This is a genomic window from Chloroflexota bacterium (genome assembly GCA_016235055.1).
In the GTDB taxonomy this organism is placed as follows: Bacteria; Chloroflexota; Anaerolineae; order JACRMK01; family JACRMK01; genus JACRMK01.
Genome location: JACRMK010000100.1, coordinates 1 through 22,894, shown reverse-complemented (window position 1 = coordinate 22,894; position 22,894 = coordinate 1). Strand labels below are relative to the sequence as shown.

Below are 22,894 nucleotides of genomic sequence, written 5' to 3'. Positions count from 1 at the left end.
AACGCATGCAATTCGCGACACCTGCTTGCGCTCTGTCGGCACAGGGACAGCATGAAGCCGTTCAATCCCGCGCGCCGCACGTTCTATCATGGCTGGGCGATCCTCGGCGCGCTGTCGCTGACCGAGACCGTTTCGTGGGGCATCGTCTACTACGGATTTTCCGTCTTTCTGCCATCGATTGAAAAGGAGTTCCAGTGGACGCGCGCGGAGACGACCGGCGCATTCTCGCTGGCGCTGCTGATCTCCGGCCTCGCCGCGATTCCGGTCGGGCGCTTCCTCGACCGGCACGGCTCGCGCGGGCTGATGACCGCCGGCTCCATCGCCGCGACCGTCCTGCTGGCGCTGCTCTCGCAGATCAACAGCCTGCCGGCCTTCTATGCCATCTGGGCCGCGCTCGGCCTGACGATGGCGGCGATCCTGTACGATCCGGCGTTCACCGTGCTGGCGCAATGGTTTGCGCGCCACCGCAGCCGGGCCATGACGATCCTGACGCTGTTCGCCGGGCTGGCCAGCACCATCTTCAACCCGCTCAACAACTGGATCATCCAGCAGCAGGGCTGGCGCATGGCGTTGCTGACGCTGTCGCTCGTGCTCGGCGTGCTGACCATCGCACCGCACGCGTTTATCCTGCGCCGCCGTCCCGCCGACCTCGGGCTGCGGCCCGACGGCGACGGCGTGCCGCCGCCCGCCGCGCCGGGCAAGCCCACGGCTGCGCATGCACCGAGCGTGACGGCCTCCGAGGCGCTGCAGAGCGCGACGTTCTGGTCGCTGGCCGTCGCGCTGGTGCTGACCACGCTCGCATCGATCACCTTGAGCGTTCACCTGATCCCGTATTTGCTGGAGAAAGGCTATCCGAGCGATTTCGCCGCACTGTCGGTCGGGCTGATCGGGTTCATGCAGATACCAGGGCGGCTGTTCTTTGCGCCGCTGATGCGCTTCCTGCCGCGCCGCGCGGTCATGGTCACCATCGCGCTGATGCAGGGTGGCGCGGTGGTGCTGCTGGCACTGACGAGCGACCTGACCGGTGTGCTGCTATTCGTCGCGTTTTTCGGCATGGCCAACGGCATGTCCACGCTGGTGCGCGCGTCGTCGCTGGCCGAGTACTTCGGCCCGGCCAACTACGGCACGATCAGCGGGTGGGTTGGGCTGTTCACGACGCTGGCGCGCGCCGCCGGCCCGCTGGGCGCGGGCCTGATGTATACGGCGTTCCACGGCTATCTGCCGGTCTTCTGGACGCTGGCCGGGGCCGCGCTCATCTCGGCCGTGGCGTTCTATATGGCCGACGCGTGGTGGCGGTTGCGCACATAAGGTCACAAATCAAGAGCGAGCCTATAATAACTTTGCCAATATAATGCGGATTGCGCATGGTGGGCACGCCGAACAGGAATGCTTGTGTTGATGGGGCGATAGACCGTGCGATGGAAGCAAGTGGGCATAGCAGGTCGCGGCCAGGAGGTCGTCGTGGATACCTACGAATCCAGTCCATCGCTGCGAGCGGCCATCGAACGTCTCGCCGTCCATGACCACCTGTGCCTGATCTACGAAACCCACGCAGAGCAGTTCGCCGCCCTGATTCCGTTCGTACGTATCGGGCTGGAACGGGGTGAGCAGTGCAGCTATATCGCCGACGACAACACGGCGCAGACCGTGTTGGAGGCGCTGCAGGGCGGCGGGATCGATACCGGCGCGGCGCGGCGCTCGGGCGCGCTGGCTATCCTCAGCAAGCGCGATGCCTACCTCAAGCAGGGCACGTTCGACCCCGACTGGATGATCGATTTCCTGGCGGAATCCACGCGCGGCGCGAAAGCCGCCGGTTTCTCAGCCTTGCGTGTGACGGGCGAGATGACCTGGCAGTTGGGCAGCGAGCTCGGCGTTGAGCGATTGATCGAATACGAGGCCAAGCTCAATCGGTTCTTGCCGGCGCATGACGTGCTGGCGATCTGCCAGTACAATCGCGCGCGTTTCAGCCCGGAGATCATCCTCGACGTGATCCGCACCCACCCGCTGGTCATCGCGGGCGGCATGGTGTGCCGGAACTTCTACTATGTCCCGCCCGACGAGTTTCTGAAGCCGGAACAGCCGCGGCACGAAGCGGATCGGCTGCTGGCCAATCTCCGCGAGCGCGAGCAGACCGATGAGGCGCGGCGCGAGAGCGAAGCGCGCTACCGCGCGCTGGCCGAAGCCGCGCCCGACATGGTTTTTGTGATTGACCGCGCGGACTGCGTGCAATACGTCAACACGTTTGCCGCGCGGCAGTTTGGCACGACGCCAGAGCAGATGATCGGCAAAGCGCGGGGCGATTTGTTCCCGCCCGAGATTGCCGGGCCGCAGAGGCAGTCACTGCAGCGCGTGTTCGACAGCGGGCAGCCGCAGTTTGTCGAGTCCCCCCTCCGCTTCGACGAGCGCAAGACGTGGATCAGCACCTGGCTGGTGCCGCTGCGCGATGAATCGGGGGCCGTGACGGCCGTGATGGGCATCAGCCGCGACATCACGGCGCGCAAGCAGGCAGAAGAGGCGGTGCGCCGCGCCGAACAGCGCTACCGCGAGCTGTTTGAGGATGCGCCGGCGATGTATGCTACCACCACCACGATCGAGGGCGCCCCGGTGATTGCGGACTGCAACGGGCTATTCGCGCAGACGCTGGGCTACAGCCGCGACGAGCTTGTCGGGCGACCGCTGGCCGACGTGTACACACCCGCTTCGCGCCGCCTGCTGGTCGAAGGTTTCCCGCGCGCGCTGGCCGGCGAGTTTATGGCTGAAGAGCGCGCATTGCTAACCCGCGATGGACGAAGCGTGCCCACCCTATTGCGATCAAAGCCCGAGCGGGACGCCGCCGGGCGCGTATCCGGCACCCGCGCCATGTTCGTGGACATCAGCGAGCGCAAGCAGGCGGAGGAGGCGCTGGCTCATGAGCGCGACTTGCTGTACGCGCTCATGGACAACATTCCCGACCAGGTTTATTTCAAGGATACGGCCTCCCGCTTCACCCGCATCAACCGCGCTCAGGCCCGCTTTTTGGGCGTGGCCGACCCCGAGCAGGCCGTCGGCAGGACCGATGCCGATTTTCAGCCGCCTGAGCAGTCGCGCGCGTTCTACAGCGAAGAGCAGCGGATCGTCGAAACCGGGCAGCCGATCGTGGATCGGATCGAATTCAATCCAACTGCCGCTGGACAACCACGCTGGCTGTCGGCCACCAAAGTAGCGATCAGAGATCGTGACGGCCAGGTGACCGGCACCGTCGGCATTTCACGTGATATTACCGAGCGCAAGCGGGCCGAGGAGGCATTGCGCGACAGCGAAAGGTTGCTGACCGAAGCGCAAATCATCGCGGGCCTCGGCAGTTATGTGCTGGCCTTCCCCACGGGTGTATGGACGAGTTCGGCTGTGCTCGATGCGCTGTTTGGAATAGATCAAACGTACGAACGTTCGGTGGCAGGTTGGGCGGCGTTGATCCACCCCGACGACCGACAACCGATGCTGGACTATTTTGCGAACGAGGTCATCGGTCGGCGCGCCCGTTTTGACAAGGAATACCGAATCATCAGGCACAACGACAAGGCCGAATGCTGGGTGCACGGCCTGGGTCAGTTGACCGTTGACGACCAGGGCAGCGTCGTGAGCATGTCCGGCACTATTCAAGACATCACCGAGCGCAAGCGCGCCGAGAACGCATTGCACGAGAGCGAGGAGCGCTACCACAACCTGTTTGACGCGGCCCCGGTTGGGATTGCCGTGCATGCTGACGGCAAGATTGTTTTTACCAACCCGTCCGGTGCGCGCCTGCTGGGCGCGGATTCGGTGGATCGCCTCATCGGTCGTTCCGTGCAGGACATCATTCATCCGGCTCAGTTGCAGGAGACGCTGCAACGCATGCGCCGTATGATGGCGGGTGAAGCGGGGCTTTACCCGGTCGAAGAGGTATTTTTGAGATTGGACGGCACCCCCATCGACGTGGAGGTCATGGCCACGCCTTTGTCATACCAGGGCAAACCGGCCGTGCAGGTCATCGTCAGCGACATTAGCGAGCGCATGCGCGGGCAGGAACAACTGCGCCGGCGGCTGGCCGAACTGGAAGCGCTGCACACCGTCTCCGCGGCCCTGCGCTCCGCCCAAACCATCGATGAGGCGCTGCCGATTCTATTGGACGAAACGCTGGCTGCGCTGGAAACCGACGCCGGCGCCATTTCGCTCTACCAGCCCGCGAGCGACGATCTGCACGCCGCCATCGCCCGCGGCTGGTTCGAGCCGCTGGGCATCACCGCGTTGAAACCGGGCGAAGGGATCGGCGGCACCGTGTTTGCCAGCGGCCAAGCGCACCGTACCGCCGAATTTCGGAGTGATCCGCTGACGCGCGAGGCAACGCGTGAGCGGGTGCCGGCCGGCTGGGGCGGCGTGTGCCTGCCGATCCGCACCGGCGCAACGTCGGTCGGGGTGCTGTTCGTCTCGAAGCCGGCCACGCACCCGCTCACGCCGGAGCAAGTCAAACTGCTCGAGTCGCTGGCCGAGATGGCCGGCGCGGCGCTGCACCGCATGCGCCTGCACGAAGCGACGATGCGCCAGTTGTCGCAGTTGCAGGCGCTGCACGACATCGACCGCGCTATTTCGGCCAGCACGGACCTGCGCATTACGCTGGACGTCCTCGTGGAGCACGTCACAGCGCAGTTGGGCGTAGACGCTGCCGCCGTGCTGCTGCTCAACCCATATACGCATATACTCGAATACGCCAGCGGGCGCGGCCTCCGCACGCGTCAGGCGCAGACGGCGCGCGTGCGCGTCGGGGAGGGTTTCGCCGGCCGGGCCGTGCAGGAGCGAGGAATGGTGCACGCGACCGATGCGGCGGCGGCGAGTCCGCACTTTGCGCTACTGTGGCAGCAGGAGGGCCTGGCGGAATACTACGGCGTGCCGCTGATCGCCAAAGGGCAGGTCAAGGGCGTGCTGGAAGTGTTCCACCGCACGCCGCTGACCGCCGACGCGCACTGGCTGGACTTGCTCGAAACGCTGGCGGGCCAGGCGGCGATTGCGATTGACAGTGCGCAGCTCTTTGAAGGTCTGCAACGCTCGAACCTGAACCTGTCGCTGGCGTACGACGCCACCATCGAAGGCTGGTCGCGCGCGCTGGATTTGCGCGACAAGGAGACCGAAGGGCATACGCAGCGTGTGACGGCGCTGACGCTGCGGCTGGCGCGGGCGATGGGATTGAGCGACGGCGAGTTGGTGCACGTGCGGCGCGGGGCGTTGCTGCACGACATCGGCAAAATGGGCGTGCCGGACAGCATCCTGCACAAGCCGGGGCCGTTGAGCGCGTCGGAGTGGGAGTTGATGCGCAAGCACCCGGTCTATGCGTATGAGATGCTGGCGCCGATCGCGTACCTGCAACCCGCGCTCGACATTCCGTATTGTCATCATGAGAAATGGGACGGCACGGGCTATCCGCGCGGGCTGAAGGGCGAGCAGATCCCGCTGACGGCGCGCATTTTCGCGGTGGTGGACGTGTGGGATGCGCTGAACTCCGACCGGACGTACCGCAAAGCGTGGTCGGAAGCGGAGGCGTTGGTGTACATCCGCGCGGAAGCCGGGAGGCACTTCGACCCGCGCGTGGTGGGCGCGTTCCTGGCGGAACAGGGCCACGGGTGACGCTCGCGCAGGCCGCTTGGCCTGCGTTTGTATGGCTTCCCGCATCCCGTTCTGTTTTAGCGAGCGGCAGTATCGGATTAACGCTCACGCGAAAAGCACGGCGACTTTCTGTCGCGCCGATGCCTGACAGCGGGCGTGCCGATTAGACGACGGCGCGACAGCGGGTATACAATGAACCCACCTGAGGGAACGCATTTATGCCACGACAAGCGCCGACCCGCGGCATCGTTGGTGTGCAAGACGAAGTATCGGAGAGAGGGAGGATGATTGGGCAGCGCCAAAAGCAAGGCAGCACCCCCGCCGCACTTGAAGGCGGTTTGGCGCGTACCTATTTCACTACACCATCGCGCCGCCAGCTCGCCGGAATCAGCTTTTCACTCTGCGACCGGCGTGACACGCCGGAAATTGGGCTGTGCCAAGTCCGGCAGACCCCGCAAGCGAACAATACCGCCCACGTCAAGCCACCCATCCGCGTTTCGTTCGGCGCGAGGACAGCCGAGGACCGCACCCCCTATCAATCAGTGCTATCGCCGTGTTCGCTGGCGAGGCGCGAAGCCATAATTCCCTGAGCCTTTCTCGCCCGTGGCACGGGAGAAAAAAAAGGAACCATGTGCCAGGATTGGGCGACGAAGTAACGCCCGATCCCACATGAGCGTTAATCAATCAACAACGACTGCTGATTTCGCTGTTGACGAGATGAGGGCGCAAATGGATACACAGAAGACATTCCGCTACGCATGGCAACCCTATATCGTTGCCACAGTCCTTATCGCCGTAGCCGCTGCCCTGCGGCTATGGCCACTACAAGATCTTAGAGTGCGTCTTGCGTGGCTCACGTTCTATCCGGCCGTAATGGTCGCCGCACTCTACGGGGGCCTTGCTGCCGGCCTGCTGGGGACATTGCTCAGTTGTCTCACGATACTATACTTATGGCCGGTACTTGTTGCGCAACCTTTCATCGTAGATTCCGCTGATTGGCTGGGCTTGGCGGTCTTCTGCATAACGTGCGCGATGATTTCATCCGTGGCCGAGGCGATGCGTCGCGCCAGCGCACAGGCGAAGCAAGCCAAAGAGCAGCTCGAAGTCGCAAATACAGCGCTTGCAGCGGCCAACAAAGAACTCGCGGCTACCAACAACGACCTCGAAGCCGCCAACAAGGAACTGGAGGCATTCTCGTACTCGGTTTCACACGACCTGCGTGCGCCCTTGCGCGCGATCGACGGATTTTCGCGCATCCTGCTTGAAGAGCACGCGGGCCACTTCGTCCCCGAAGCCTTGCGCTATATCAATCTAGTGCGCGACAACACCCGGCAAATGGGGACGCTGGTGGACGATCTGCTGACGCTCTCGCGTCTCAGCCGCCAACCGCTCAGGAAGCAGCCGGTTCAAATGACGGCGCTGGTTCGCCAGTCGATTGACGAGCTACGCGCAGAGACGAATGGGCGACGTGTCGAGTTCACGGTCGGCGACCCGTCGGCCGATGCGGGGCAGGCATTGCCCGTATGTCAGGCCGACCCGCGTTTGTTGAAGCAGGTCTGGATCAACCTGCTGTCTAATGCGCTCAAGTACACGCGCAAGCGCGACCTCGCGCGCATTGACATCGGTTGGACAAAGGGGAACGACGAGCAGGTGTTTTCCGTCAACGATAACGGCGTCGGCTTCGATATGGAATACGTTGGCAAGCTGTTCGGCACCTTTCAGCGTTTGCACCGTTCTGAAGATTACGAAGGCACGGGGGTCGGGCTGGCGATTGTTCAGCGCATCGTCCACCGGCACGGCGGCCGTGTGTGGGCGGAAGGTCGCGTGGACGACGGCGCCACGTTTCATTTCTCGCTGCCATGGATTGAACCCGCAGCGCCTCCGCAGGTCAGCGAGCCGGTCGATGAAGTGGCGGAACGCGCGCGGGAATTGGTCTGATCGGTAACGGAGGCGACGGTGATCCAAATCACGCTGTTGATTAGCACATGCTTTTCGGTCGTGTCAGCGGCGATTTACACCTATGTGGCCGCGCGCCTGGGCCAACGGACCGTTTCCAACTCGGAGGCGCGGCTCGCCTGGCGATTGTTCGGGCTTTGGTGGTATTGTCTCGCCGCGACGACGCTGATGAGCGCCATCGTGAATTTGTTCGGTGCGTTCAACATCGCCTCCCTTCCGCTCTTTGTGGCGCTGACGTACATCAACATCTTGCTCATCTGCATCGCGCTGTGGGGGCTGCTCTACTATCTCGTCTATCTCTTCACAGGGAGTCCGCGGTTCCTGGCGCCGCTCGCGATTTTCTACGCGCTCTATTTCGTTTTGCTGGTTTACGCTATCGCCGCGAGCGATCCGGCCCGCGTGCAAATCGAGCGGTGGACGACTCGGCTGGTTTACGCGCATCCACGCACGGATCCGTTTTTTGCGGCGGCGCTCGTCTTGCTCGTATTCCCGCAGATTTTGGCTTCGCTCGCGTATTTCACGCTTTTTTTCCGCGTGCGCGAGGCGACGCAGCGTTATCGTATCCTGCTCGTCTCGTGGTGTCTCGTATTTTGGTTTGGCAGCGCGTTCGTGGCCTCGGTGGCCGGTTTATCGCAGGCCGATTGGTGGCAAATTGTCAGCCGGCTGATTGGGCTGGGCGCGGCCGTCGGGATTTTGCTCGCGTATCTCCCACCGGCCATCGTCCGGCGGCGCTACGGAGTTGAGTCCATTGCGGAGCAAGCGCGCGCATAGCGCGAAACAGAGTTTTCCATTTGGCTCGGCGCACATCGGAATATCAACAGGGAGACAGGCATGCTGGATAACCCGGTCGAAATCCTGCTCGTCGAGGACAACCCGAACGACGTGGAACTGACCCTTCACGCTTTCAAGCGCAACAACCTGACGAACCGCATCCACGTCGTACGCGACGGGGCCGAGGCGCTGGAGTACCTCTTCGGCGTTGGGGCCTACGCCGGCCGCAACGTGGATCAAGCCCCGAAGGTCGTGCTGCTCGATCTGAAGTTGCCGAAGGTGGACGGGCTGGAAGTGCTGCAGCGGGTCAAGTCCGACGCGCGCACGCGGACGATACCGATCGTGGTGCTGACCTCATCGCGCGAGGAAGGCGATATCGTCCGAAGCTACAACCTGGGCGTCAACAGCTACATCGTCAAACCCGTGGATTTCGAGCAATTCACCGAAGCCGTGCGGCAACTGGAGCTGTACTGGATGCTGCTCAACCGGCCCCCCGCGAGTTGACTCTCGCATATCAAGCGCAGTCTCAGTCTCGACCCGCGTCCATCACCCGGGGAGGAAAAGATGCCAGTCCACTTGCGCGTTCTGATTCTGGAAGACAACCCGGCGGACACCGAGTTGTTCGTGCACGAATTGCGTCGCGGCGGATTCGAGCCGGAATGGCAGCGCGTGGAGACCGAGGAGGCGTATCGTTCGGCTCTCAACCCGACACTGGACATTATCCTCTCCGACTACCGCCTGCCGCAATTCGACGGTCTGCACGCACTGCAAATTCTGCGGGCGAGCGGTTTCGACATCCCGTCCATCCTAGTATCCGGCACGATCGGAGAAGACGCTGCTGTCGAGTGCATAAAACAGGGCGCGGCTGACTATTTGCTGAAGGACAGGCTGGGGCGGTTGGGCCCGGCGGTGAAGAATGCGCTCGAACAGAAACGTCTGCGCGATGAACAACGCCACGCGGCGGAGGTGTTGCGCGAAAGCGAGGAGCGCTACCGAGATTTGGTGCAACACAGCCACGATCTCATCTGCATCCATGATTTAACAGGGAATATCCTCTCGGCGAATCCGGCGGCGACGCGGATCACAGGGTACGCTGAAAATGAATTGTTGGGGATGAACCTGCAGGATATTCTGGCGTCCGAATTCCGTGACCGCTTTGCGGGTTATCTGGCTGAAATTCAAGCCACAGGCAGCGCGAGCGGCTTGATGTTCGTGGACACCAAACACGGCGAAAGACGTATCTGGGAATACAACAACACCCTGCGGAGTCAGGGACTCGCGGTCCCGGTCGTGCGCGGCACGGCCAGCGACATCACCGAGCGCAAACGGGCGGAGATGACGCTGCACGAAACGGCATCGCAACTGCGTGCCGTTTTGAACAGCATCGCCATCACGATCTTTGCCACGGATATCAACGGCATCTTCACGCTGTCCGAAGGCAAAGGATTGGAGCAAGTCGGATTGAAGCCCGGCGAAAACGTCGGCACGTCCGCGCTCGAACTCTATGGCGCGATGCCTTTTGTCGAGCGCACGGGAAAAACGATAACCGGGGAGGAGATCATTCGGCGCGCGCTGGCCGGCGAGATTGTGACGGCGCTCAATGAATTGCACGGCGTGCATTTCGAGAACCACATCGGCCCGCTGCGGGATACGAACGGCCGGGTGGCCGGGATCGTGGGTGTGGCAGCCGACATCACGGCGCGCAAGCAGGCGGAGGAACAACTGCGCCGGCGGCTGGTGGAACTGGAAGCGCTGCACACCATCTCCGCGGCCCTGCGCACCGCCCAAACCCTCGGCGAGGCGCTGCCGATCCTGCTCGACGAAACGCTGGCCGCGCTGGAAACCGATGCCGGCGCCATCTGGCTCTATCACCCCGATAGCGGCGAACTGCGCGCCGCCGTCGAACGCGACTGGTTCCGGCAACTGGGCAAGACGCCGATGAAACCCGGCGTGGGCATTGCCGGAACGGTCTTCGCCGGCGGTCAATCCTATCTTACCGCGGAGTTTCGGGGCGACCCGCTCGCCCGCGCCTCGACGCGCGAGCAGGTGCCGGCTGGCTGGGGCGGCGCGTGCCTGCCGATCCGCACCGGCGCGACGCCGGTCGGGGTCATGTTCGTCTCGATGCCGACCGCGCGCCCGATCACGCCGGAGCAACTGAAACTGCTCGAGTCGCTGACGGAGATGGGCGGGGCGGCGCTGCACCGCATGCGGCTGCACGAAGAAACAGTGCGCCAGTTGTCGCAATTGCAGGCGCTGCACGACATCGACCTCGCCATCAGCGGCAGCATGGACCTGCGCGTTACGCTCAGCATACTACTCGAGCACGTCACCGCCCGACTGGGGGTGGACTGCGCCGCGGTGTTGCTGCTCGATCCCTATACCCAGACGCTGACATACGCCGACGGACGCGGTTTTCGCACGCGCCAGGCGCAGACGGCGCGCATCCGCGTCGGGGAGGATTTCGCCGGCCGCGCCGTGCTGGAGCGGCGCATGGTGCGCGCGACCGATGCGGCTACGGTGCAGGCGAGTTCCCACTTTGCGACGCTGTGGCAGCAGGAGGGCCTGGCGGCCTACTACGGTGTGCCGCTGATCGCCAAAGGACAGGTCAAGGGCGTGCTCGAAGTATTCCACCGCGCACCGCTTGACCCCGATCCGCCCTGGCTGGAGTTTCTTGACACGCTCGCCGGTCAGGCGGCGATTGCCGTTGACAATTCCCAACTCTTTGAAGGCCTGCAGCGCTCCAACTTGAACCTCTCGCTGGCGTACGATGCCACCATCGAGGGCTGGTCGCGCGCGCTCGATCTGCGCGACAAGGAGACCGAAGGACATACCCAGCGCGTCACCACCCTGACGCTGCACCTGGCGCGCGCCATGGGCTTCAGCGACAGCGAACTGGTGCAGGTGCGCCGCGGCGCGCTGCTGCACGACATCGGCAAGATGGGGGTGCCGGACAACATCCTGCTCAAGCCGGGGCCGCTCAGCGAGCCGGAATGGGAATTGATGCGCAAGCACCCGGTCTATGCGTATGAGATGCTGGCGCCGATCGCGTACCTGCAACCCGCGCTCGACATCCCCTACTGTCATCACGAGAAATGGGATGGCACGGGTTACCCGCGCGGGCTGAAGGGCGAGCAGATACCACTGGTGGCGCGCATCTTTGCGGTCGTGGATGTGTGGGATGCGCTGTGCTCGGACCGCCCTTACCGCCAAGGTTGGCCGGAAGCGAAGGTCATCGCGCACATCCGGGCGCAGGCGGGGCAGCACTTCGACCCGCGCGCGGTGGAGGCGTTCCTGGCGGAGATCGGCAAGGGGTGACGCGTGCGCATCGTCATGCCGGCGTGTAGTAAGCCGGAGCCCACCTCCGCGCCGACACGATACGCCACAGAGTGGATTCCGGCCAGAAGCATGCCGGAATGACGAGGGGGGGGTGGCGCGTCCGTCCGTCATTCCGGCGCGGTGATGGGCGCGCTGTACGATCTGTCGTTGACCGCGCTGGCCGTGTTTGCGATCGCCATGGAAGCGGTCGCGCTCGGCGTCTGGTTCACCCTGCGCCGCGCGGCAATATCGTGAAACCGCGACAGAGACATGGTTATGCGCAACCAGATCAACACAAAGACACCAAGACACAAAGTATTTCTCTGCGATCTCTGCGTGCTCTGCAGTGAGCATAGATGCTGCCATGCCCAATATCCGATCTGTTGAATCAGGAGCCTCATAACGACCCGTTTAAGATTTGCTTTGTGTCTTTGTGTTTAATCTCTGCTTTGTGCCACATTCTTCGCCATGATTACATACCCGCTTCCCAAAGATCTGTTTCTCATTGACCCGCAGATCGCCTTCCTCAATCACGGCTCGTTCGGCGCGACGCCGCGTCCGGTGTTCGAGAAGTACCAGTGGTGGCAGCGCGAACTGGAGCACCAGCCGGTCGAGTTCCTCGGCCGCCGCTTCGGTGGGTTGATGGCCGAGGCGCGCGCCGCGCTCGGGGCGTACCTGCACACGGCGGCAGACAACGTCGTGTTTGTGCCGAACGCGACGACCGGGCTGAACATTGTCGCGCGCAGCCTGGCGCTGCAGCCCGGCGACGAAATCCTGACAACCGATCACGAGTACGGCGCGCTCGACCGCACCTGGCGCTTCCTGTGCAAGCAGACCGGTGCGGTATACACGCACCAACCGATTCCGCTGCCGGTCACGACGCCGGAGGCGTTCGTCGAGCAGTTCTGGGCCGGCGTCACGCCGCGCACCAAAGTCATCTTCTGGAGCCAGATCACGTCGCCAACCGCGCTGATCTTCCCGGTGACCGAGTTGTGTCGCCGCGCGCGCGCGGCGGGCATCATCAGCATCGTGGACGGCGCGCACGCCGTCGGGCAGCTCCCGCTCGACATGCAGGCGCTCGGCGCGGACTTCTACTCCTCGAACCTGCACAAGTGGGCGAACTGCCCGAAGGGCTCGGCCTTCCTCTACGCGCGGCCGGACCGGCAGTCGCTCATCGAGCCGTTGGTCGTCTCGTGGGGCTACGAGTCGGAGCGGCCGGGACCGTCGCGCTTCGTGGACGAGCAGGAGTGGACCGGCACGCGCGACCCGGCGGCGTACCTGGCCGTGCCGGACGGCCTGCGCTTCCTGGCGGAGCATGACTGGGATAACATGCGCCTGCGCTGCCATGAATTGGCGCGGGAGGCGCGCATACGCATCGGCGCATTGACCAGCCTGCCGCCGATCGCGCCCGACGCGACGGACTGGTATATGCAGATGTTCAGCGCGCCCCTGCCGCCGTGCGACACGGCGGCGCTCAAGACGCGGCTGTACGACGAGTTCGGCGTCGAGGCGCCGATCGTGACATGGCAGGGCAAACCGTTCGTGCGCGTCTCGATCCAGGCGTACAACACACCCACCGACGTAGACCGCCTGCTGGACGGGCTGGCGAGGATATTGGACGCGTAGGCATTTTGGAACACGAACTGCGCGAAATGACGCGAGAGGCGCGAAAGGGATGCGCGCCATCGCGGCGTTCACGCTCTTTCGCGGCGTTCGTGCTCTGCAAGGTTACGCTGACCTGGGGCGCGAGGCACTTTGGAACACGAACTGCGCGAAATGACGCGAGAGGCGCGAAAGGGGGGTGCGCCATCGCGGCGTTCACGCTCTTTCGCGGCGTTCGTGCTCTGCAAGGTTGCGCTGACCTGGGGCGCGAGGCACTTTGGAACACGAACTGCGCGAAATGACGCGAGAGGTGCGAAAGGGATGCGCGCCATCACGGCGTTCACGCTCTTTCGTGTGATTTCGTGGCGTTCGTGTTCCAAACGCCGTTAACATTGCGGAGGCCACCTTGACGACCAGCAAACCCGGCAAACACACCTTCGAGCCGCTGTCGGCCAAGGTGATCGCTGCGTGCATCGATGTGCAGAAACAATTGGGTCTGCACTGCATGGAGGTCGACTACCAGCGCGCACTCGAGTTGGCCCTGCCGAAACAGGACGTCGCCTTTGAGCGCGAGGTCGAGGTGCTGATAGCGTATGATGGCGTCGTGGTCACGCGCCGTCGCGTGGACTTCGTGATCGACGACGGCCGGGATGAGTTGATTCTGGAGACGAAGGCGGCATCGACCATGCGCCCCGAAGATGTGGAGCAGTGCCTGCTGTATCTCAAACAGGGCCAATACCGCATCTGCCTGTTGATCAACTTCGGCCAGAAGCCAATCGGCGTTCGCCGCTTCGTCAACACGCCAACTCCATCACGCCCGGCTGAATAGCACCCTTTCGCGCTTTTCGCCCCTTTCGTGATTCTCGTGTTCCAAACGCCCGCCTTCACATCACCATCGTCGCGTAGTACACCACCGGCAGCGCGACGAGCAGGCTGTCGATCCGGTCGAGGATGCCGCCGAAGCCGGGCAGCAGCGCGCCGGCATCCTTGACGCCGCTGGCGCGCTTGACCAGCGACTCGATCAGGTCGCCCCACAGGCTGGCGGCGGCGATGGCGACGGCGAGCAGGAGCAGCGGCGCCGGATCGCGCGCGGGCAGCCACGGGCTCAATACGACCAGCGCCAGCGCCGCGCCGAGCACGTTGCCGAACGCGCCCGCCCACGTCTTGCCCGGGCTGACCACCGGCGCCAGCTTGCGATGCCCAAACAGCATGCCCACCGACCCTGCGCCGACGTCACTCATGCTCACGCCGAGCATGGCGACCGTCAGCCAGACCACCCCGCCCTCGCGCTCGACCAGCAGCGGCGCATGCGCCAGCGGCCAGGCGATCCACACGAATCCGAACGCCGCGCGGCTTATCGGCTCGGCGATTCCCGTCACGGACTGCCGGACGAGCGGCGGCACGGTTAGCACCAGCACAAAGGCGAACGGCAGCAGCGCCAGCGCCGGCGGGAACAGCCACGCAGCGACCACCGCCAGCGGCGACGCGGCGAGCAGCAGCGTCCGGTACGCGCCGGTCAGCCCCGACACCCGCGCGTATTCGCGGGCACCCTGCCACGCGATCGCCGCAAACAGCACGGCGACACCCGGCGCCCCAAGCGCCAGCGCGATGAGCACAATGGCGCAGATGACCGTCCAGGTCTGCACACGCTGGAAGATGACGCTCTGCTTCAGCGCGATGTGGCGCTTGAGTTCAACGAGCGGCACCAGCACATACGCCGCGCCGAAGATCGCCGCCAGCGGCTGCGCAATGTCCCAGACGAAGTTCAGTTCGGTCAACATGTCAACCTCCCCGCACTACACCAGCATTTGTTCACCACCAAGACACCAAGCACATTCACAAAGGTTTTCTTTGTGTGCCTCCGTGGTGGGTTTGATGTCTTCTCCCTCCCCACTACGGCAACACTTGCCGGATCGCCTTCAACCGCTGCAGCGTCGTCACCAGCGCACCGGCCGCGAGCACCACCCAGCAGAGTGTCCACACGCCGCTCCAGCCGCTGATCGCCACGGCGAGCGCGCACAGCGACAGCCAGATCATCCGGTCACCCTTGCCCATGATGCCCGCGTAGGTGCGCTGGCCCGTCAGGCTCTTGCCCAGGATATCCACGTACGACGACAGCAGGATCAGGCTGATCACCGCCCAGCCGAGCGGGCTGTCGCAGGCCCAGGCCAGCCCGCCGAAGACGAGCAAATCGCTGACGCGGTCGGCGAACTCGTTGAACAACTCGCCCGCCGGGTGCGCCGTGCCGGTCGCGCGCGCCACCTGCCCGTCGAGCACGTTCAGCATCAGCCGTCCCAGCAGGCAGAACGGCACGGCAACGAGCAGCAGAGGTGACTGCGGGCTGGCGGCCAGCAGGCCGCCGCCCAGCGCAGCCAGCAGCACGGCGGATAGCGTCAGCGCGTCGGCGCTCACATGGTGCGCCGCCAGCCAGTGTATTGCCGGCGCGAAGCGCGCTTGAAACCCTGCCTTGGTCGAGTAGATGCCCATGGTGTCCTCCCGTGCCTACAGCGCGCGCACCGCCGCTTCCAGTTGAGCGGTCGCCGCGCGGCTGTCGGTGTCCGGTGCGAACCGGATCGGCTGGCCGAGCGTGACCGTGATGCGCCCGTGACGCGGGACGTGCTGCCCCTTGTGCATGACCTCGTACGCGCCGGCGATGCGCGCCGGCAGCACCGGCACGCCGTGCCAGATTGCCAGCGTCGCCGCGCCCGGCTTGAAGCGGCCCATCGCTCCGCTGAGCGAGCGCGTGCCCTCCGGCATGATGATCAGCGACCAGCGCCGCGCCAGCAGGTCGTCCATCCGCTTCATGTCGGTCAGCGGGCAGCCGCTGCGGCGCATCGGCACCAGGTTGAAAAACAGCGAGGCCAGCCCGCCCACGATGGCGCTGCGGAACCAGTAGTCCGCGGCCGCCGGCACCGCCAGCTTGAAGCGCAGCCGCCACGGCAGGGCGAACATCAGGCAGAGCGTGTCCAGGTGGCTCGTGTGGTTAGCGATGATGATGCACGGCGAGTACAGGCCGCGCAGGTTCTCCGCGCCGCGCACTTGCATGTCGGCCACCGCGCCGAGCGCGCGGAAGACGACGTGCTCCTGGAACCAGGTCGCGATGCGGCGCATGCGCGGCGACTGCGCAGCGGGCAGCGGCGCGTGATACGTGGCAGGCATGGTCGCTCCTTTCATGTTCGCGTCACCTCACGCCGCGTTCCCGGCGAACCGGGCGACGCTGACGCCGAAGATGCCGCTCGGTTCGAGCGACGTGGCGACCGTCGCGAAGCCGGCCTCGCGCGCCCACTGCTCCACATCCGCGACTGGGCGGTTGACCATCACCCACGGCTTGCCTTCGCGGTTGACCAGTGAGTTAGCGATCAGCTTCAATTGCGGGTGGTTGACCTGCGTCGTGAAGATGAACGTGCCGCCGGGATCGAGCACGCGCCCCACAATCTGCATCGAGCGGCGAATCATCGCGCCGTCGGTCAGGATTTCGTAGAACCCGGACGAGACGATGATCGTCGGCCGCGGCGACACGGTTTGCAGACTCGCTTCGTCGAAGGCGTTGGCCTGCTCGTAGCGGATGTTTCCGAGCCGGTACATGCCGGCCAGCGCGCGCCCCCGGCGCAAGCCGTTCTCATCCAGGTCGCGGCAAAGCGCCTGCACGCCGCCATTCTCGGCCGCCAACGCCTCGACCAGATAGGTGCCCGGCCCGGACGCGATATCAAGGATGAACGGCTGGATGCCAAGCGCGCGCTGCGCGGTCAGTATCTGCCGCAGGCTGAACTTCAGCAGGTCCTTGCGCCCGCGCAGGCCCCGGCAGCCGGATTGGTTCAGGTAGAACCAGTCGCCCAGCCAGCCGACGCCGTAGCGGCCGCTCGGGTGATTGGCGTAGATCCGATCCATCATCTCGCCCGAGTCAAAACCGCGCTCGAACCCCAGCCGGACGCTATCACTGTACTGCCCGAACTTGCGCAGCAGGGTGGTCATCAGATGCTCATGATCGGGCTTGACGGTTTTCAAAGGCAGAGTGTTCTGCATGATATCCTCCGGGTTAGTCGCTAGTTGCTAGTTGCTAGCTGCTAGTCGCTAGTCGCTAGTTTCATATAACCCGATATGAGATGCCATTGATAGAGCGGGGGACGCCAAAAGACGCCAAAACGAGGAAATGCCGGGATAATGCCGCTAGTGACGATTTATGCGGACAACAAAAACCCGCTCCACGACCGTCCTGGAGGGGCAAGTCCATCATGAAGTTACAAGTTATGAAAATAAGCTAACCGCAGAGCACGCAGAGGACGCAGAGAAGAATCAGACAGCTAACCGCAAAGCGCGCGAAGGACGCAGAGGAAAACCTTCTGCTTTTCTTTGCACTCTTTGCGTCCTTTGCGGTTCAAATGGTTTTCTCTGCATTCTCTGCGCTCTCTGCGGTTAATCTTCGGTCAGCATTCCCTACGCCGGTCGCGCAGCCTCGGCCTCCAAGTCGGCCAGCACGCGCGCGACGGCTCGAATGGCGCGGCGGCGAGTGCGATTGAACGTGCCCTCGCTGATGTAGAAATGCGCCATGATCTCTTTGTTCGGCACGCCGACCAGGTACGCCTCGCGCAGGATCAGGAACGGATACCACTCGTTGGACGGCTGCTTCGGCTCCTGCGCGGTCGGCTTGAGCTTATTGAGCGCTTCGACCAGCGTGTCCTTCAGCGCGCGGCCGCGGTCCAGGCCGGTGGCTGCACCGGGCGCCAGCCGCCCCGTGAGCAGGTTAAGCCCGGCCAGTCGATGCTCGCCGAGGTAAGCAATGTCCGACACATGCCGGAACGCATCCTCGACGGCGGCGACGAACTCCGCTTCGGAATAGCCCGGCACGCCAAGCGCCGCTGTGGCGGCCGTCTGCGTCACCTCCGCTTGCAGGGCGCGCTCAGCCTCGCGGTACTCGGTCAACTGCGTGTTCAACTGCCGCGTGCGCTCCTCGTGCAGGCGCGACTGCGCCAGCAGATAGTTCAGTTGGTCGGCCGCATCGAGCACGATCTCCTCGTCGGCCGCCGAGTAGTTTGCGCCACTTGCTTTGGCGCCGAGCGCCAGCGCGCCCTCCTGTTGATCCATCAACCGCAACGGCGCCAGCAGCACCATCGCGCCGAGTACCGTCTCGCCTTTGAGCGGCGTGATTTCCGAGGCGGCAACGACGGACGGCGGCACCGTCGCGGGCGGCGAGGCAAAACGGTACGCGCTTTCGATCCGGTACGCGTCGCCCTCGCGCAGCAGCAGCACGCCGCGCGTGACGCCAAGCGACTGGCAGAGCGCCGCAAACAGCGCATTCATATTCCAGCGCACATTCGGATCGCCGTTCGCCTCGTGCGCCAGTGCGCGCAGGTTGGCGCGCAGCGCGCGCGTCGGCGGCGTAAAGAACAGGTTGTCGAGCACGCCGCGCGCGCCGTCGAAGACCGAATGCGTGGCGACGGCCAGCAGCAGCAGGAAGACATAGCTGATGAACGGCACCGCGTACATGACCTGTGACAGCAGCGCGACCGCCATATATGCGCAGCAGACCGCCGCGATCGCCAGCAGCGTATAGCGGAAGTCGCGGTCGATGTTGCGCCCGTCGAGCGCGCCGGCGATCTGCGCGGTCGAGTAGCCGACCAGCCCGACGCCCGCCGCGAATGCGAAGTCGCCAAAGAGGCTCAGCCACGGCACGTTGAACTGAACCAGCCCGATCAGATACAGGCCGCCGACGCCGCTGATGATCGTGCCGCGGATGCCCCACTCGACCGCCCGCCGCACCAGCGGGCCGCCCGTGATCTGGCGCGCCTCCATCAGATTACGAGCCGACTGGTACGCACAGAACGCCACATACACGGCATAGAGCGGGAAGAAAAAGCTCGGCGCGCGACTCGCGCCGACCACCGTCGAGTACGGCGTCGCGGCCGGCGCGAGCAGCGCCTGCCCGGTGACGACATCGGTGATCAGCACGATCAGCCCGATGGCATAGGCGGCGCCCAGGACAACGCGCCGCAGCGGAATGATGCGCCGCTTGTCGAGGATCGCCAGCTCGGCAGTGGTGTGCAGCCAGAGCGCCGGGATGAACATCACCGACACGCGAAAGACCGCTAGCCAGGCGTCGCTGCGGACCTCCGACAACTGGTTGTAGAACATCAACTGGCTCAGGAAGAAGCCGGCGCACGCCCACAACGTCAGGGCGGCAACGCGCGACATGACACGCGCGGGGCTGCGCGTGATATTGAAGAACCCGAGCCAGAGCGAGAGCGCCAGCCCCATGAATCCGGCCGCATTGGTGACAATCAGGGGGTCCATGTGAGCCTTTCAGCCAATCGGCTATTTCGCTGCGCGACTTTGTCGTTTTTCACCGCCATGGCGATTGCTTTGGGCGCGCCGACAATCACTACGAGCGACTTTGCGCGCGTGATGGCGGTGTAAAGCAGGTTGCGCTGCAATAGCATGTAATGCTGGGGCAGGAGCAGCAGCACGACCGCTTTGTATTCGCTGCCCTGCGATTTGTGCACGCTCATGGCGAACGCGTGCGTCAGTTCGTCCAGTTCGGTCACGTCGTACGGCACGCGCACGCCGTCGAAGTCAACCGTGACGGATTGTTCCTCGAGATCAATCGCCTGCACGCGGCCGAGGTCGCCGTTGAAGACCTGCTTGTCGTAGTTGTTGCGCGTCTGCAACACCTTATCGCCCATGCGGAAGATGCGCCCGCCGCTGCGCCACTCGCGCTTCGCCGGCGCGGGCGGGTTCAGCGCGCCTTGCAGCGCCACGTTCAACTGCGCCACGCCGACCGCGCCGCGGTGCATCGGCGACAGCACCTGCACATCGTCAATCGCGTCAAGCCCGAACTTGCGCGGGATGCTCTCGGTCAGCAGCTTGACCACGCGCTCGGCCGCAGCCTCCGGTTCCGCGACCTTGAAGAGATAGAAGTCCTTGGCCGACTGGGTGAAGAGCGGCATCTCGCCGTGGTTAATGCGGTGCGCGTTGGCGACGATCAGGCTTTCCTCGGCCTGGCGGAAGATCGTGTCGAGCGCGACCAGCCCGATGCGATCCGGCGCGGCGCGGCTGGCGGCGATCAGGTCCTTCAGCACGTTGCCCGCCCCGACCGACGGCAGTTGGTCCGGGTCGCCGACGAGCAGCAGGTGGCTCGTGATGTCGACCGCGCGCAGCAGCGCGTTCATCAAGAGAATGTCGATCATCGAGACCTCGTCCACGATGATCAGGTCGGCGTCGAGCGGGTTGTCGCGGTCGCGCGCGAAGCGCCCGCCGGACTCGGACTGCGGCTTGAACTCCAGCAGGCGGTGCAGGGTTTGTGCCGGCTCGCCGGTCGCCTCGCCCAGCCGCTTGGCGGCGCGGCCGGTCGGCGCGGCCAGGCGGAAGGTGCGCTTGTGCGCCTTGAGCGCGTCGATCAGGCCGCGCACGGTCGTCGTCTTGCCGGTGCCGGGGCCGCCGGTCAGCACCGTCAACTTGGCCGTCAGCGCCAGGCGCACCGCATCCTGCTGGCGTTCGGTCAGCGTAATGCGCCCTTCAGCCTGCATGCGCGCCAGTTCGGCGTCCCAGTTGACCGTCTGGAACTCAGCCAGGCGGCTGTAGCGGTTGGTGATCAGCGCGCTCACGCGGCTGGCGACGCCGCTCTCGGCGCGGTGGAACGGCGTCAGGTAGACCGCCGTGTCCTCGACCACGATCTCCCCGGCCGCCGCGAGCCGGTCGATCGCCGCCTCGACGAGCGCGCCGTCCACGTCGAGCGCCAGCGCGGCCTTCTGGAGCAGGTCGGTACGCAACGCGAAGACGTGCCCCTCGTCGGAGAAAGAGCCAAGCACGTGGCGCACGCCGGCCTCGATGCGCGCGGGGGCGTCGGGCAGCATGCCGAGCGCGCGGGCGATCTTGTCGGCGGTGAGGAAGCCGATGCCGTAGATGTCGCGCGCGAGGCGGTACGGCTCGTTGCGCACGACCGCCAGCGCGGCGTCGCCGTACGCCTTGTAGATCTTGACGGCCAGCCCGGTCGTGATGCCGTACGACTGGAGGAAGAGCATCACCTGCTTGATCTGCTGCTGCTCGGCCCAGCCACGGCGAATGACGTCGATCCGTTTGGGTCCCACGCCGTCCACCTCGCGCAGGCGCTCGAGGTTGGTCTCAATCACGGCCAGCGTGTCCGCGCCGAACGTCTTGACGATCCGCTCGGCGGTGACCGGCCCGATGCCCTTGATCAAACCGGAGCCGAGGTAGCGCCGGATGCCGTCGGTGGTGGTCGGCAACTCGACCGTGAAGCGCTCGACCTTGAACTGGCGGCCATACTTGGGGTTGTTGACCCAGACGCCTTCGAGCCGCACCGGCTCGCCGACGTTGACGCCGAGCATGTTGCCGATGACGGTGACCGGCTCGCGCGAGGCATACGCGGTGCCCGGCTCCGCGACGAAGCGCGCGACGGTGTAGCCGTTCTCGTCGTTGTAGAAGGTGATACGCTCGATGCTGCCCTTGATGCTGGCCGGCTCAGTCACGCCCCTATGTTAGCACAAGTCGGCCTTCGGTCGCCATCGATGTGCGTACACACGGAATACCAACAAACTGTCGAAGGCTGCGCGTGATGTGGGGGCACGCCTCGCGCGTGCCCGCATCGGGGTAACGACGCCCCCAAGAGGGGCGAGCAAGTCGGGGTTGCCCTACGAGAATCACCGCCAATGACGAGAGCAGGACGCGCCGCGCGCCTGCATGCAGCCATCTGATACCCTCATCGTGCGTAGAAGCACTGTGGTTGGAGTCGATCTGTCTATGCGTATCCCTACGTATCCGGTTGCATCCGCGTATCCGTTAGCGACTGTCCCCATTGGAATCGCAGCCTTTCCCCGATGGTACGTTGAATAAGGCTGTCTGGAATAGCCTCGATTTGGGTAAGGGTATGTAATATGATGTCTCGTGCAGCTCGACACGCCCACGTCGCAATTTCAGGTGTCTCCAATTGGAATGTCCACCCAGCCAACTTGGTTTCATCGTCCGGCTTATTGTATGTCCACCCGCGTTGCATAAACGCTCTGAAATATGTCGGCGCTGTTTTGATCTTCGGATGTACAAAGTCATTCCGCACCTTGATTAGCGTGTCATATTCCTGGTAAGGTGCTGCTCCGCACCTCAACGGCTCACGTGGAAGCAATTGGGACGCCTGCAAGTACTTGGCATTGACGCTTTTCCTATCTGCTTCAAGACGTTCCAAGAGTTCGCCGATGGTCTGCCATTGCCTAAATCTGGAATCCTCAACCAGAAGGCGATCATTCGCCAACTCCCAACCTAATTCATTGATGGTAACTGCTCACGGCATATCGCGACTTTCAGGTTGCCACGGTGTTATATAGCGCAGAATGGAACGCCCCAACCGCGCCCAATTGGAACAGTGGACGAAGGCCGAGTTGATCGAGTTGGTCGAGCGTCTGTTTGGCCAACTCGATCCGCTGCAGACCGCCGTCAAGCAGTTGCGCACTGAAGTGGAGCAACTGAAACAACCGGTGGCCACGTCGCGCAATTCCTCGCTGCCGCCCGCGCGTGATCAGAAAGCGAACACGCCGCCGCGCCGTCACAAGCCGCGTGGGGCCCGGCCCGGCCACGTGCGGATGTAACGCCCGTGGGTGGACCAGCCGACGCAGGTGATCGTGGCCCACCCGGC

General features: G+C 64.3%; 15 protein-coding genes. 9 read left to right on the top strand and 6 right to left on the bottom strand.

The window, feature by feature from the left end; all coding sequences use genetic code 11:
* Nucleotides 1-51: 51 nt before the first annotated feature.
* The 8 genes from HZB53_22680 (at nucleotide 52) to HZB53_22645 (ending at nucleotide 14,086) form a co-directional block, all read left to right on the top strand.
* Entirely contained in the window at nucleotides 52-1,308 is a 1,257-nt protein-coding gene (locus HZB53_22680; GenBank protein ID MBI5880467.1) for an MFS transporter, read from the top strand.
* Between the two features lie 153 nt (nucleotides 1,309-1,461).
* Entirely contained in the window at nucleotides 1,462-5,634 is a 4,173-nt protein-coding gene (locus tag HZB53_22675; GenBank protein ID MBI5880466.1) for a PAS domain S-box protein, read from the top strand.
* A gap of 648 nt (nucleotides 5,635-6,282) precedes the next feature.
* Nucleotides 6,283-7,551: a DUF4118 domain-containing protein gene (locus HZB53_22670; GenBank protein MBI5880465.1), complete on the top strand. Its 1,269-nt coding sequence runs from the start codon at nucleotides 6,283-6,285 to the stop codon at nucleotides 7,549-7,551.
* An 84-nt stretch (nucleotides 7,552-7,635) separates the two neighbouring features.
* Nucleotides 7,636-8,340, top strand: a complete 705-nt coding sequence (locus tag HZB53_22665; protein MBI5880464.1) for a hypothetical protein — start codon at nucleotides 7,636-7,638, stop codon at nucleotides 8,338-8,340.
* Nucleotides 8,341-8,400: 60 nt separating this feature from the next.
* A complete protein-coding gene (locus tag HZB53_22660; protein ID MBI5880463.1) occupies nucleotides 8,401-8,844 on the top strand; it encodes a response regulator in 444 nt (147 codons plus the stop codon).
* 60 nt (nucleotides 8,845-8,904) lie between these two features.
* Nucleotides 8,905-11,655 (top strand): PAS domain S-box protein, encoded by a 2,751-nt coding sequence (locus HZB53_22655; GenBank protein MBI5880462.1) that lies wholly within the window; start codon nucleotides 8,905-8,907, stop codon nucleotides 11,653-11,655.
* Nucleotides 11,656-12,126: 471 nt separating this feature from the next.
* A complete protein-coding gene (locus tag HZB53_22650) occupies nucleotides 12,127-13,281 on the top strand; it encodes an aminotransferase class V-fold PLP-dependent enzyme (GenBank protein MBI5880461.1) in 1,155 nt (384 codons plus the stop codon).
* Between the two features lie 382 nt (nucleotides 13,282-13,663).
* The gene (locus tag HZB53_22645) at nucleotides 13,664-14,086 is read left to right on the top strand and encodes a GxxExxY protein (GenBank protein ID MBI5880460.1); all 423 of its coding nucleotides are present in this window, start codon (nucleotides 13,664-13,666) and stop codon (nucleotides 14,084-14,086) included.
* 55 nt (nucleotides 14,087-14,141) lie between these two features.
* On the opposite strand, the gene HZB53_22640 is transcribed toward HZB53_22645, so the two are convergent.
* The 6 genes from HZB53_22640 to HZB53_22615 form a co-directional block, all read right to left on the bottom strand.
* On the bottom strand, nucleotides 14,142-15,038 hold the full coding sequence (locus HZB53_22640; protein ID MBI5880459.1) for a phosphatidate cytidylyltransferase: 897 nt from the start codon (nucleotides 15,036-15,038) through the stop codon (nucleotides 14,142-14,144).
* A gap of 112 nt (nucleotides 15,039-15,150) precedes the next feature.
* A complete protein-coding gene (locus HZB53_22635) occupies nucleotides 15,151-15,744 on the bottom strand; it encodes a CDP-alcohol phosphatidyltransferase family protein (protein ID MBI5880458.1) in 594 nt (197 codons plus the stop codon).
* A gap of 15 nt (nucleotides 15,745-15,759) precedes the next feature.
* The gene (locus HZB53_22630; protein MBI5880457.1) at nucleotides 15,760-16,416 is read right to left on the bottom strand and encodes a 1-acyl-sn-glycerol-3-phosphate acyltransferase; all 657 of its coding nucleotides are present in this window, start codon (nucleotides 16,414-16,416) and stop codon (nucleotides 15,760-15,762) included.
* 27 nt (nucleotides 16,417-16,443) lie between these two features.
* Entirely contained in the window at nucleotides 16,444-17,280 is an 837-nt protein-coding gene (locus HZB53_22625) for a class I SAM-dependent methyltransferase family protein (protein ID MBI5880456.1), read from the bottom strand.
* A 411-nt stretch (nucleotides 17,281-17,691) separates the two neighbouring features.
* Nucleotides 17,692-19,545, bottom strand: a complete 1,854-nt coding sequence (locus tag HZB53_22620; GenBank protein MBI5880455.1) for a hypothetical protein — start codon at nucleotides 19,543-19,545, stop codon at nucleotides 17,692-17,694.
* Nucleotides 19,533-21,737, bottom strand: a complete 2,205-nt coding sequence (locus HZB53_22615) for an ATP-dependent RecD-like DNA helicase (protein ID MBI5880454.1) — start codon at nucleotides 21,735-21,737, stop codon at nucleotides 19,533-19,535. Before HZB53_22615 ends, HZB53_22620 begins: the two co-directional genes overlap by 13 nt.
* Before the next feature lie 855 nt (nucleotides 21,738-22,592).
* On the opposite strand from HZB53_22615, the gene HZB53_22610 reads away from it, so the two are divergent.
* Nucleotides 22,593-22,847, top strand: coding sequence for a hypothetical protein (locus tag HZB53_22610; GenBank protein ID MBI5880453.1), 255 nt, complete (start codon nucleotides 22,593-22,595; stop codon nucleotides 22,845-22,847).
* The last annotated feature ends 47 nt before the right edge of the window (nucleotides 22,848-22,894 follow it).

Coding starts and splice junctions, on each gene's coding strand:
- HZB53_22680 (MBI5880467.1), top strand. CDS start 52: ATGAAGCCGTTCAATCCCGCGCGCCGCACGTTCTATCATGGCTGGGCG.
- HZB53_22670 (MBI5880465.1), top strand. CDS start 6,283: ATGAGCGTTAATCAATCAACAACGACTGCTGATTTCGCTGTTGACGAG.
- HZB53_22660 (MBI5880463.1), top strand. CDS start 8,401: ATGCTGGATAACCCGGTCGAAATCCTGCTCGTCGAGGACAACCCGAAC.
- HZB53_22655 (MBI5880462.1), top strand. CDS start 8,905: ATGCCAGTCCACTTGCGCGTTCTGATTCTGGAAGACAACCCGGCGGAC.
- HZB53_22640 (MBI5880459.1), bottom strand. CDS start 15,038: ATGTTGACCGAACTGAACTTCGTCTGGGACATTGCGCAGCCGCTGGCG.
- HZB53_22635 (MBI5880458.1), bottom strand. CDS start 15,744: ATGGGCATCTACTCGACCAAGGCAGGGTTTCAAGCGCGCTTCGCGCCG.
- HZB53_22630 (MBI5880457.1), bottom strand. CDS start 16,416: ATGCCTGCCACGTATCACGCGCCGCTGCCCGCTGCGCAGTCGCCGCGC.
- HZB53_22625 (MBI5880456.1), bottom strand. CDS start 17,280: ATGCAGAACACTCTGCCTTTGAAAACCGTCAAGCCCGATCATGAGCAT.
- HZB53_22620 (MBI5880455.1), bottom strand. CDS start 19,545: ATGGACCCCCTGATTGTCACCAATGCGGCCGGATTCATGGGGCTGGCG.
- HZB53_22610 (MBI5880453.1), top strand. CDS start 22,593: ATGGAACGCCCCAACCGCGCCCAATTGGAACAGTGGACGAAGGCCGAG.